Source organism: Pararhodobacter aggregans (assembly GCF_003075525.1).
Classification (GTDB): domain Bacteria; phylum Pseudomonadota; class Alphaproteobacteria; order Rhodobacterales; family Rhodobacteraceae; genus Pararhodobacter; species Pararhodobacter aggregans.
Genome location: NZ_QDDR01000017.1, coordinates 1 through 12,543, shown reverse-complemented (window position 1 = coordinate 12,543; position 12,543 = coordinate 1). Strand labels below are relative to the sequence as shown.

Annotated in this window: 11 protein-coding genes; 10 read left to right on the top strand and 1 reads right to left on the bottom strand. The window is 61.5% G+C overall.

The genetic code is table 11. The features are described from left to right. The first annotated feature begins 152 nt into the window (after positions 1-152). From DDE23_RS22500 to DDE23_RS22460, 10 genes are all read left to right on the top strand, one after another. Positions 153-872, top strand: a complete 720-nt coding sequence (locus DDE23_RS22500; RefSeq protein ID WP_107754710.1) for a ParA family protein — start codon at positions 153-155, stop codon at positions 870-872. 10 nt (positions 873-882) lie between these two features. Then, positions 883-1,536, top strand: coding sequence for a hypothetical protein (locus tag DDE23_RS22495; RefSeq protein WP_107754709.1), 654 nt, complete (start codon positions 883-885; stop codon positions 1,534-1,536). A 151-nt stretch (positions 1,537-1,687) separates the two neighbouring features. Then, positions 1,688-1,858: a hypothetical protein gene (locus tag DDE23_RS25215; RefSeq protein ID WP_157958105.1), complete on the top strand. Its 171-nt coding sequence runs from the start codon at positions 1,688-1,690 to the stop codon at positions 1,856-1,858. Between the two features lie 148 nt (positions 1,859-2,006). After that, the gene (locus tag DDE23_RS22490; protein WP_107754708.1) at positions 2,007-3,137 is read left to right on the top strand and encodes a Fic family protein; all 1,131 of its coding nucleotides are present in this window, start codon (positions 2,007-2,009) and stop codon (positions 3,135-3,137) included. Between the two features lie 166 nt (positions 3,138-3,303). Next, the gene (locus tag DDE23_RS22485) at positions 3,304-3,483 is read left to right on the top strand and encodes a hypothetical protein (protein ID WP_037275677.1); all 180 of its coding nucleotides are present in this window, start codon (positions 3,304-3,306) and stop codon (positions 3,481-3,483) included. Then, a complete protein-coding gene (locus DDE23_RS22480; protein ID WP_107754707.1) occupies positions 3,484-5,502 on the top strand; it encodes a type I restriction-modification system subunit M in 2,019 nt (672 codons plus the stop codon). Continuing rightward, positions 5,499-6,731, top strand: coding sequence for a restriction endonuclease subunit S domain-containing protein (locus DDE23_RS22475; RefSeq protein ID WP_133239605.1), 1,233 nt, complete (start codon positions 5,499-5,501; stop codon positions 6,729-6,731). The genes DDE23_RS22480 and DDE23_RS22475 overlap by 4 nt, the downstream gene beginning before the upstream one ends. A 166-nt stretch (positions 6,732-6,897) precedes the next feature. Continuing rightward, positions 6,898-7,800 (top strand): Abi family protein, encoded by a 903-nt coding sequence (locus tag DDE23_RS22470; protein WP_107754705.1) that lies wholly within the window; start codon positions 6,898-6,900, stop codon positions 7,798-7,800. 55 nt (positions 7,801-7,855) lie between these two features. Continuing rightward, complete coding sequence (locus DDE23_RS22465) at positions 7,856-8,782, top strand: GIY-YIG nuclease family protein (RefSeq protein WP_107754704.1); 927 nt, start codon at positions 7,856-7,858, stop codon at positions 8,780-8,782. Next, complete coding sequence (locus DDE23_RS22460) at positions 8,779-12,006, top strand: type I restriction endonuclease subunit R (RefSeq protein ID WP_107754703.1); 3,228 nt, start codon at positions 8,779-8,781, stop codon at positions 12,004-12,006. Before DDE23_RS22465 ends, DDE23_RS22460 begins: the two co-directional genes overlap by 4 nt. A 58-nt stretch (positions 12,007-12,064) precedes the next feature. Here the strand turns inward: DDE23_RS22460 and DDE23_RS22455 are convergent, their stop codons facing one another. Then, on the bottom strand, positions 12,065-12,325 hold the full coding sequence (locus DDE23_RS22455; protein ID WP_107754702.1) for a WGR domain-containing protein: 261 nt from the start codon (positions 12,323-12,325) through the stop codon (positions 12,065-12,067). Between the last annotated feature and the right edge of the window lie 218 nt (positions 12,326-12,543).

Here is a 12,543-nt window from a genome sequence, read left to right as displayed (position 1 = left end):
CCGCTGTCTGGTCGCTGCAAAACGCGTAACGGCGAATGCATCCTGCCCACCGCATCGTGCATCCCGCCTTCCGCTTGACGCCGATGCACCAAGAGGTTAGCGACATTATTGCATCTTTGTCGCGTTTCCCTATTATTGCAGGAGGTCCCCCCATGCCCAACGACAATCTCGTGGTCATCGCCGCGATGGCCCGGAAAGGGGGGAGTGGCAAAACCACGCTCTCGCGCGCCCTGATCAGCGCTGCCGTGGCTGCCGGGCGTCGGGTTCTGCTGATCGACACTGATAGCACCGGAGTGCTTGGTGCCTGGCACGAACGAGCTGAAGCGGCGGGTCTGGGGTCGCCTCTGCTGCGGTCAATCTCGGTCGAGAGTGTAGGGGCCGTCGATCGCAAGATCGAGCAGGTCTATGATGCGGACTCGGCGGATTTCGTCTTCATCGACACGGCAGGCGTCGGCGCGGAATGGTCGGACGGGATCGCGGTTCTCGCCGATCACATCGTCACACCCGTCATGCTCTCGACCTCGGATCTCGATGTGGGTGCGCAGACCGCCGACTGGTTCGAAAGGTTGCGCGCGCGCGTCGATGACCCGGCGAGCTTGCCGCGCCACCATGTCGTTCTGAACATGGTTGACCCGAAAGCCACGCGCGCGGATGCCGCCTTGATCGAAGTGGCGATCGCTCGGTTTCCGGTGATCGAGACGGTGATGATGCGCCGCAACGTCTACAAGGAGATGGACGAGAAAGGCCTGCTCCACGCCATCGCGCTACAAAAGCAGGCCGATCCAAACCCCCTCATGCGCCCGCATGTCCGTCATGTCGTCGAGGCCCTTGAGGAGGCCACCGACATTCTCAACAACATCCTCGCGGCGTGAGGACGGGGCGTTGAGAAAGAAGATTCCAACCATCACCCGGCCCGACCCAGCCTATGCCGCGTCCCTTCAGCCAGAGGAGGAGAAAAACCCGGGAAGGGAAGAGGCGGATCGGGAAGAGGCCGTCCTGATGCCGATGAGCATGACGGCAGACGTGGCGGATGAAGATCAAGCGCCGGTGCCAAGCAGGCCTTCCGTGCCTTCGCGGCAACCAAGCTCGGAGACAGCGGCCGAGATCATGACAGCGCCCACGGCGTCGCCCAGGGTCCGACGCATTCCGGCCACCCGCAAGATCGATATCCGGGTGAACGCGCTGGAACGGCAGGAAGAAGCCCTCATCGACTGCGGCGTCGACCCCGCTCATGTCATCCGGGCCGCTCTGCGCCGTGCCGTGAAGACCTGGCAGCTCGGGCCAGAGTTCGTCCCACCATCCGAAGAGCAGAGAACGCGGATCACCGAATGGCGCGCGCGCACTTCACTGGCCGTCGATGCCAATGCGCTGACGTCCATCCTGCACGCCCATGACCCCCTCGATGTGCTCAGCAAGTGGGCCTTGATCCGTGGCCAGATCGAGCCGCGCGTCTGGGCGGAGATCGACATACTTCTGGACGAGATTGCCGCGCGTGCGGCAGCACCACAAGAGGTGTCGAAAGCGCCAAGAACCTGACTTTAAAGACAACTTTCATTCTTAACGGTGGATTTTTGCCTACCGAAAATCCCTCATCTTGCGGTTGAAGACCCCCACTTCTAAGACGGTCACATTGATTTTGAGGCCTCCAAGTTCATCAGTTCTGAGGTCCGAGCTAAAGGAGCGCACCATGACCCCAAAAACCCGCCTCACCGGCGAACCGATCATGCGCATCCTCTGCAAGAAGACCGACACGCTGGTGGGTTACCTGTACCAATGGAACAATGGCGACCTGCAGCCCGCGTGGCTGGACGATGCTATGGCCGAGGTTCGCTACGAACCAATAAGCGACGCCGCCTGACACCTGTCAGATCGGATACAGTACGGCTGATCCGGGCCGTTACATGGAGATGTGTCCAACCTTTGGACTCGTTGGTGGTGCATAGAACCCACTTCCATAAATCATCTTTTTGCCACATAGTGAGTTATAGAAAGGGGTTCTATAGCTCATGCCAGGGAACTGGACACAACCCGACTGGCCGAACTTCCGCTATGACCGCGCTGCGATCGAGCCACTCGAACGGCGCTTTCTGCTGTCCTCAGGCGAAATCCTTGGTGCGGTCCGCCATGTGACAGGCGAGGAGCGCGACCGGCTGCGCATCGAGCTTCTGAGTGAGGAGGCGATGCGGACGAGCGCCATTGAGGGCGAGGTCCTGGACCGGTCCAGTGTCCAGTCCTCGTTGCGGCGGCAGTTCGGACTGACCACGGAGGGCCCACCATCAGAACCCCGCGAGCAGGGCGTCGCCGAAATGATGGTCGATGTCTATTCGAACCACGCGGCCCCTCTGACCCACGACACGCTCTCTCACTGGCACGGTATGCTCCTGTCCCATGACCGTGGCCTCGAGACGATCGGTGCCTACCGTCGGCATGACGACGCCATGCAGATCATCTCCGGTCGCATTGACCGACCGACGGTGCATTTCGAAGCGCCGCCATCGGCGCAAGTCCAAGGCGAAATGGACGTGTTCGTCGACTGGTTCAACCGCACGGCGCCAGAGGGATCCACGCCACTGCCAGCGCTGACGCGCGCGGCACTTGGGCACCTGTGGTTCGAGAGCGTCCATCCGTTCGAGGACGGCAATGGCCGTCTCGGCCGCGCTCTGGCTGAAAAATCCCTCGCCCAGAACATCGGCCAGCCGAGCCTGATCGCGCTGGCTTACACGATCGAACGCGACCGCAAGGGTTACTACGACCAGCTCGAAGCCCACCAGAAGACGCTGGATGTGACCGCGTGGCTTTTGTGGTTTGGCCAGACGGTGTTGAACGCGCAGCAGGTCACACTGACGCGCGTTGCCTTCTTCATCGCCAAGGCAAAGTTCTACGACCAGTTCCGCGATCGGCTGAACAACCGGCAGGCCAAGGTGATCGTGCGCATGTTCCGAGAGGGGCCCGAGGGGTTCAAGGGCGGGCTCAGCGCCGAGAATTACATCGCCATCACCGGCACATCGCGCGCGACTACAACCCGGGATCTGCAGGACCTGGTCGAGATGGGCGCGCTTAACCGGACCGGGGAGCGGCGGTATACGCGGTATTGGCTACGGCTCGCGGAGACAACGATATCGCAGGGTTCATCGTAACCCAAACGAGCACTGCTCAAACAGGGGAGGCGCTGGATCAGACGCCCCCTTGGAAAATCACAGATCCACCCATGGATAAGGTCGAGAAAGGCCCGCAGGAGCAAAAGAGATTGAAATCTGTAATGGAAGAATGGAAGATAAGTCATTGTCCGCGAGGAGATGCCCGATGGGCGATGACGACGCGAAACTTTCGAACCTAAATTTGAAGATCACCGCCGACGAGCGGTGGGCCTTCAAGGAGCTCTGTGTCCGGCACCGGATGAGCCAAGTCGACGGTTTCCGTCTGGCGGCCCGGCTTCTGGAAGACCACCTCGAAGCGAATAAGAAAAAAAGTGAAGGCGAATAGATGAACACCCAGACGACGAACACCTCCCTCGCGGATTTCATCTGGAAGAACGCGGATGACCTCTGGGGCAACTTCAAGCACGTCGACTTCGGCAAAATCATCCTGCCCTTCACACTGCTGCGCCGCCTGGAATGCGTTCTTGAGCCGACCCGGGATCAGGTGCGCGAAACTGTCAAGAACATGAAGGACAGCCCGATTGACCTGGGCGTGATCCTGCGGACCCAGACCGGATACCCGTTCTACAACACCTCGAACTACGACCTGCGCAGCCTCGGTGCGACCCGCACCCGTCAGAACCTCGAGGATTACATCGCCTCCTTCTCCGACAACGCCCGGGTCATCTTCGAACAGTTCGACTTCGCCAACACGCTCGCCCGAATGGACAAGGCCGGGGTCCTCTACAAGATATGTCAGAACTTCGCCGCCATCGACCTGCACCCGGACGCGGTTCCGGAACGGGTCATGTCCAACGTCTACGAACACCTGATCCGCCGCTTCGGGGCGGAGGTGAACGAGGCGGCCGAGGATTTCATGACCCCGCGCGACGTGGTCCATCTGGCAATCGAGCTGCTGCTCGACCCGGATGACCAGATGTTCATCGACAACCCGGGCCTGATCCGGACGCTTTATGACCCTACCTGCGGGACCGGGGGTTTTCTGTCCGACGGGATGGAACATGTGAACGCCCTGCGGGACCGCTACTCCATCGCCCCGGTCATCGTGCCCTATGGGCAGGAGCTGGAACCGGAAACCCACGCGGTCTGTCTCGCCTCCATGCTGCTCAAGACCGTTGAGTCCGATCCGGGCCGGGACCTGTCCAAGAACATTAAGCTCGGCAGCACCCTGTCCGACGACAAGCTGACCTCCGACAAGTTCCACTACTGCGTCTCGAATCCCCCGTTTGGCAAAAAGTGGGAGCAAGACCAGACCGCCGTGGTCCGGGAACATCAGGAAAAGGGGTTCGAGGGCCGGTTCGGCCCCAAGCTGCCACGGGTCAGCGACGGGTCGATGCTGTTCCTCCTCCACCTCCTCAGCAAGCTGGAGACGCCGGAGCGCGGCGGCGGGCGGGCGGCGATCGTCCTGTCCGGCTCGCCCCTGTTCAACGGGAACGCAGGTCAGGGCGAATCCGAAATCCGGCGTTACCTGCTGGAGGAGGACGTGGTCGAGGCGATCATCGCCCTTCCGACCGAGATCTTCTTCCGGACCGGCATCGGCACCTACATCTGGCTTCTGTCCAACAAGAAGCCGGCCCACCGGAAGGGGCAAGTCCAGCTGATCGACGCGACCGCTCTGTATGAGCCCATGCGCAAGAGCGAGGGGAACAAGCGCCGCCGGGTCGGGGATGACCAGATCCGCCAGATCGTCCAGATGTATTCCGACTTTGCCGAGACGAAGGAGAGCCGGATCTTCGACGCCCGCGATTTCGGCTATCGCCGGGTCAAGGTCCTGCGCCCGCTGCGCAAGAAGATCGTGATCTCGGCAGAGGGGCTGGCCGCGCTGGCGGATGAGACGGCCTGGGGCAAGCTGACCCCGGACCAGCAGGCCGGCTGGACCGCCCGGCTCAAAGAGATGATGGGCGACGCGCAGGCTTGGGGCTGGGTCGACCCGTGGGCGAAAAACGCGGCGAAGTGGGACGCCGGGCTCGGGAAAGTGAACGCCGCCCTGATCAAGGCCTTCCAGAAGGCGTTCGGCCTGCGGGACCCGGAGCTTGACCCGGTTCTGGACAAGAAGGGCGCGGTCATCCCCGATGACGACCTTACGGATTACGAGAACATCCCGCTTGGCACCGACATCCCGGACTACATGGCACAGGAGGTGCTGCCCCATGCGCCCGACGCCTATGTGGATGAGGATTTCCGCGACGACTACGACGGCCAGGTGGGCGTCGTGGGGTATGAGATCAACTTCAACCGCTACTTCTATGAATACCAGCCGCCCCGCGATCTGGAGGATATCGACGCCGAGCTGAAGGCGGTCGAGGCCGAAATCGCGGCGGTGCTGGCGGAGGTCACGGAATGATCTCCAGACCTGCGGTAAGCGCCGGTTCCATTCCAGCGGGCTGGATACTGAAGCCTCTCAAACACAACCTGCGACGCCTGTCCGATAAGGGGAATGGCGCTGGAAAAGTTATGGCCCTCGAGAACATAGAGGGATGGACCGGGAAAGAACTTGAAACGGGATCTACCTTTGACGGTGACGGAGTGAAGTTTCAGCCAGACGACCTGCTGTTCGGTAAGCTGCGCCCATATCTCGCGAAGGTGTTTCTTGCGCGCGAGCCCGGTGATGCCGTCGGTGACCTTTGGGCACTTCGCCCTGAACCGGCATGTGACCCGAAGTTCATGTTTTATGTGTTGGTGAACCAGATGTTCATTGATGTCGTTAATGGGTCTACCAACGGCGCGAAGATGCCGAGGGCGGAATGGTCTTACGTTGGGGCCATCGGCGTTCCAACACCCCCTCATGGGGATCAGATCGAGATTGCGCGCTTCTTGGACGGCGAAACCGGCCGGATTGACGGCCTGATCGAGAAGAAGGCCCGGTTCATCGCGCTGCTGAAGGAAAAGGAGAAGGCGGCAATATCCCGTCTCGTTCGGCGGGGGCTCGACCGGAACGCGCCCACCATCGACAGTGGAGTGGATTGGCGAGGACGGGTTCCGGCGCATTGGGTTCGGGGCCGGATGAAGGATCATTTCAGGCAGGAGAAACGGCAGGGGTATGAGGACCTGACTGTCCTTTCGGTTTATCGCGAGTTCGGTGTGATCGAGAAATCATCCCGCGACGACAACATTAACAAGACGCCCGAAGACCTGTCCAAATATCAGTTGGTCAACCCGAACGACCTTGTCATCAACAAGATGAAGGCTTGGCAGGGGTCAATGGGGATCGCTCCCATGAGAGGCATTACCAGCCCGGACTATGTTGTCATGCGTCCCATCGGAGAACACGACCCCCGGTACATGCATCACTACCTGCGGGCGCAACCTATGCCGTGGGTCTATCGCCTCATTTCAAACGGCATCCGGACCGACCAGTGGCGCATGGAGCCCGAGAAGTTTCTGGGACTTCCTGTTTACATGCCGCCGATTGAGGAGCAGAGGCTCATCGCTGAGCGGATCGACGTCGAGCTTGAGCGCATCCGGGGTCTGATCTCCCTGACCGAGCGCAGCATCGACCTCCTGCGCGAGAAGCGTGCGGCCCTGATCACCGCCGCCGTCACCGGCAAGATCGACGTGAGGGCGGCGGCATGACTTTTGGCGCGGACCGGTCGGTTTCTTATTGCTTTGGTAGGGTTCCTGCCCTATTTACAGTCTCAACAAGACCCGCCACGCCTCGGACGGAACCTCGGTTTCGCACTGCGCACCCCGGCGGGTTACTTGTTTTTAGGGTATCGCTTTCGCGGCACAGGAGTGCCGCATGAAGTTCGAAAAACCCGCCGTATCCGTTCAGGACCAGATCGAACTCCTCAAACGTCGCGGCATGATTGTCGGTGATGACGCCCAGGCACAGCACTACCTGAACTTCATCTCCTACTATCGGCTGCGGGCCTATTGGCTGCCCTTCGAGGTGCCCGCCGCGAACAATGGCGATCACGCCTTCCGCGACGGGACAACCTTCGAGGATGTGCTGACGCTCTACATCTTCGACCGCGCACTGCGGCTGCTGGTCCTGGACGCCATCGAGCGGGTCGAAGTGGCCTTGCGCGCGCAATGGGCGCATCACATGGCGATGACCTATGGCCCCCATGGCTATCTCGAACAGGGCCACTATGCCCATATCGGGCGTCATGCGTCCGCCGTTGCCGAGTTGAACAAGGAGTTCACCCGCTCACGCGACACGTTCGCGACCCATTATCGCGACAAATACACCTCGCCGAAGCTGCCGCCGGTCTGGATGGCGGCAGAGGTCATGTCCTTCGGGTTGCTGTCGAAATTCTACAGCGACCTGAAACTGCGCAGCGATAGAAACGCCATCGCAGCCCCCTTCGCGCTGGACGAAAAAGTTGTCACGTCTTTCGCCCACCATATCAGCCATGTCCGCAACATCTGCGCCCACCATGGCAGGCTGTGGAACAAGCGCTTCACGGTCAAAATGACGGTTCCGAGATACCCCGCCAAACTGCCCGTTGCCATGCGAGATGCCGATCCGCGCTATCTGCATAACACTCTGGTGACGCTCGATTATCTTTTGGCCCTGATCGCGCCGGGCAATGAATGGAAACAGCGCCTTGTTGCGCTGATCGACGGCTGCCCGTTGGCCGATCCTGCCAGCATGGGCTTTCCAACGGATTGGCGCGTCAGATCGGTATGGAAGGTATGAAAATGCCGGTTACTGCCCAATCAAAGCTGGCAAAACCTCTGAAAGAGGTGGCTCCATGACCACAGGCGAAACCTTCGGGCGGACCATCCAGCTTTTCCTGGTCGACGGGAAACCCACGGGCCTACGCAAGGCGACGATCCACGGCTGGACGGGTCTTTTGTTCGTCAGCGGCGCCTCGGCCTTCGGCGACCTGACCGCCCGGGCCGAGGTGGACCGGACCGGGGTCTATATCCTGTCCGGACCGGACCCGGACAAGCCCGGCGTGACCCGTGTCTATATCGGGTCAGGCAACTCAGTGTCCGAAAGGATCGAACAGAGCGCGAAGAAGCGCGACTTCTGGGAAACCGCGATCACCGTCACGACCAGCGACGACGACCTGTCCAAGGGGCACGCCGAATACCTCGAGGCCCGGCTGATCCGGGTTACCACGCAGGCGGGCCGGGTGGCGCTGGACAACGGGACCCAGCCCGACACCGACCGACGCCGCCTGCCTGAAGCGGATGTCGCGAACATGGAACAGTTCCTCGCGAACCTGCGGATTATCCTGCCGGTCATCGGGCTCGACATGCTGAAACCTCAGCCGCGCGCCGTGACGCAGGTCGCGAAACCCGCTGATGATAGGACCGTCGAAGAGGTCCATTTCGAGATCCGTCACAAGAGCGGCGTCCAGGCGACTGCCGTCGAAGAGGACGGTGAGTTCGTTGTTTTAGAAGGCTCCGAGGCCCTGATCGGGACCGGTTATGTCCAGCAGAGCTATGGCGGCCTTAAGGACAAGATGATCGCCGAGGGCGCGTTGGTCCCTCACGCGGAGGACCGGATGCGCTTCGCCAAACCCTGGCCGTTCAGCAGCCCGTCGGCCGCCGCGGCGGTGGTGCTGGACCGGAACAGCAACGGGCGGCTGGAATGGAAGGTTCGGGGATCGAAATTGAATTATCACGAGTGGCAGCAGGCGCAGGCCGGTGGATCGGAGGTGACGGAATGAGCGACCTGCATCACGAGAAGCACCTCGAGTCCTACATCGTCCAGAAGCTCGCCGCGTCGGGCTGGCTGGTTGGGTCGACCGACGCCTACGACGCGGACCGTGCCATGTACCCGGAGGATCTGGAAGCCTGGCTACGGGCCACCCAGCCGCAGAAATGGGACCGCCTACAAGCGATGAATGGCGACAAAACCCTGACGGTCGTCATGGACCGGCTAGAGACGGCGCTGGAGAAACAGGGGATGGTCCAGACGCTGCGCCGGGGCTTTTCGATCGCCGGTGCCGGCCGCCTCGACCTGTCCGAGGCGGCCCCGGAGGACCAGCGTAACGATGCGGTCCTGCACCGCTACGCATCGAACCGGCTGCGGGTCGTGCCGCAGCTGAAATATCACCCGAGCCGCGAGCTCGCCATCGACCTCGGCCTGTTCCTGAACGGCCTGCCGCTGGCCACGGTCGAGCTGAAGACGGACTTCACCCAGTCGGTCGAACACGCGAAGGCCCAGTACCGGACAGACCGCCACCCGGCCGATCCGATCACGAAACGCACGCACTCGCTCCTGACGCAGCATCGGGGCGCCGTGGTTCATTTCGCGATGTCGGACAGCGAGATCTGGATGACCACCAAGCTCGCGGGCGAGGACACCTTCTTCCTGCCCTTCAACAAGGGGGATAACGGCCGGGCCGGCAACCCGGCGCGGGCCGACGGGGAATACCCGGTCGCCTATTTCTGGGAGGAGATCTGTCAGCCAGACGCGTTCCTGCGGATCTTCCACAGCTTTGTCTATGCCGAGAAGAAGAACGTGGTCGACCTGAAGGGGAACTGGTCGGTCAAGGAGACCCTGATCTTCCCCCGGTTCCACCAGTTCGACGCGGTCAACAAGATGATCGGCGACGCGAAGGCGAAGGGCCCGGGGCACCCCTACCTGTGCGAGCACAGCGCCGGGTCCGGAAAGACCTCGACCATCGCCTGGACGGCGCATGACCTTGTGAAGCTGCGCCGGGACGACGGGACGCCGATCTTCGACACGGTGATCATCGTGACAGACCGGAACGTCCTGGACGGGCAGCTGCAGGATGCGGTCCAGCAGATCGACCACCAGAAGGGGCTGATCGCGGCGATCGACCGGGAGACCTCGTCGAAGTCGAAGAGCGAGCAGCTGAGCGAGGCGATGCTGAAGGGCACCCCGATCATCGTGGTGACCATCCAGACCTTCCCCTTCGCCATGGAGGCGATCCTGACGGAGACGTCCCTGCGGGACCGGAACTTCGCAGTGATCATCGACGAGGCGCATAATTCCCAGACCGGAAACACGGCCTCGAAGCTACAGGCGACGCTGGCCCTGTCGGCCAAGCAGGATATGTCGGAGATGACGGTCGAGGACATCCTTCTGGAGGTCCAGCGGTCCCGGAAGCGACCGGCGAACGTGTCCCATTTCGCCTTCACCGCGACCCCAAAACACTCGACCATGATGCTGTTCGGACGCCCGACGGACCCGACGAGGCCCGCCGCGGAAGACAACCTGCCGGTCTCATTCCACAAGTACGAGATGCGCCAGGCAATCGAGGAAGGGTTCATCCTGGACGTTCTGCGCGGCTACGTCCCCTACAAGACGGCGTTCAACCTCGGACAAGAGATCGTCGACGAGAAGCGGGTCGACGGGAAGGCCGCCAAACGGGCGCTGGCAAAGTGGATGACGCTTCACCCGACCAACGTCACCCAGAAGGTTCGGTTCATCATCGAGCACTTCTCGAAGAACGTGGCCCACCTTCTGGACGGGAAAGCGAAGGCCATGGTGGTCACCAGTTCCCGGGCCTCTGCGGTCCGGTACAAGCGGGCCTTCGACGCCTTCATCGCCGCGAACCCGGAATACGGCAACATCCGCGCCCTCGTCGCCTTCTCGGGCAAACTGACCGGGCGCGAGGTGATGCACCCGAACGACGAACTGCTGCAGGGGGACGCGTTCGTCGTTGAAGAGGACGCGGAGTTTACCGAGGTGAACATGAACCCGGACGCCTGCGGCAAGGATCTGCGCCACGTCTTCGACCGGCCGGAATATCGGGTCATGCTGGTCGCGAACAAGTTCCAGACCGGGTTCGACCAGCCGAAGCTGGTCGCGATGTATGTGGACAAGAAGATCGCGAACGCGGTCGAGATCGTCCAGACCTTCTCCCGTCTGAACCGGACCTTTCCCGGGAAGGACCAGACCTTCATCATAGACTTCATCAACGACCCGGACGTGGTCCGGGCCGCTTTTGCCCAGTATGACAGGGGCGCCAAGATCGAGGAGGTGCAGGACCTCAACGTCATCTATGACCTGAAGGAGTTCCTCGACGATCAGGGGGTCTATGACCAGACACACGTCCTCGACTTCCAGAAGGCCCGGTTTCGGACAGCGACGGCCGCCGCCAGCGGCACCGATGACGAGGCGGCGCACAAGGCGATGTACGCCGCGACGCAGGAACCGACCGACGCCTATAACCATCGGCTCACGGAGCTTCGAAACCGGGCCACAGAGGCCGAGGACGCCTGGCAGAAGGCGAAAGCGGTCGGGAACGAGGACGGGATGAAGCGCGCGGATCACGCGCGCGAACAGGTCGAGACGGCGATCGTGTCGCTGACGGATTTCAAGGCAGGCCTGTCGCGGTTCGGCCGCCTTTACGCCTATGTCGCTCAGCTGATCGATCTCGGTGACCCGGACCTTGAGGTCTTCGCCGCCTTCTCGAAGCTGCTGGCGAACCGTTTGGACGGGGTGCCCGCGTCCGAGATCGACCTGCACGGGATCGCGCTGACCGGCTATGACATCGTGGAGCGAGAGGAGCCTAGCAACGGCGAGGATGAGGAGCGCCCCACCCTCGACCCCATAAAGGGCGGCGGCGGACGGCCCGGTGCCCTACCGGTCTACATGCAGGAGCTGATCGAGCGCCTGAACAGCCTCTTCGGAGAGGCGACCCCGCTCGAGGACCAGGTCGCTTTCGTGAACCAGGTCGCCGCAATTACCCGCCAGAACCCGGTTGTGATGGCCCAGATCGACAAGAACAGTAAGGATCAAGCGATGAAGGGGAACCTCCCCGGCGCGGTGCAGGCGGCAGTGGTCCGGGCCATGTCCTCGCATAGCGCGCTCGCCACGCTTCTCCTTAGCAAGGATCGGCAGGCACTGCCGATCCTTGAAGGGGTGATCTACGAGATCCTGAAGCGGGGCGAGGCGTTGGACCTCACTCCTGATTGATCCAGCAGAACTCTTGATGCGATGAAAAAGTGGGGGAAATGGCTGCGTCCAAGAGCGTTCACTGAACGTACCCGCGACGCTTCTTCACCGCTGCGAGCTTCATCAAAGCGGTGATGGCCTTGCCTTCATCAGGGTGCGTCTCGACCATCATCTGCCCCCGAAAGCCGATCCGGCCCCATTCGCGCACGAGGCTCGCGCGACCGAAGAGGTCACTTTGCACGCTCAGCCGATAGAAGCGACGCATGTTGCACGCCGGATCGATCCGGCGCATCTGCACGTCGGTCGGGAAGACATCGAGCTGGATCGGGCTGTGATACATGTAGTGATCGACTGAGGTTTCCTAGACAATATCAGGTGGAAGCCTGCGCTTCCACCTCGATTGCCCCGAGAATAGAAAAAGGGGGCTCACGCCCCAGCCCTTTGCAGTAAATGGTGCAGAAAATTCGGAAAAATTTTGGTTGGCCAGATTTTGGCCAACCTTTCCCTCGATAGCAACCACATGTGGTATTTTCCGAGGGAGTATTCGTGCTCGCACCC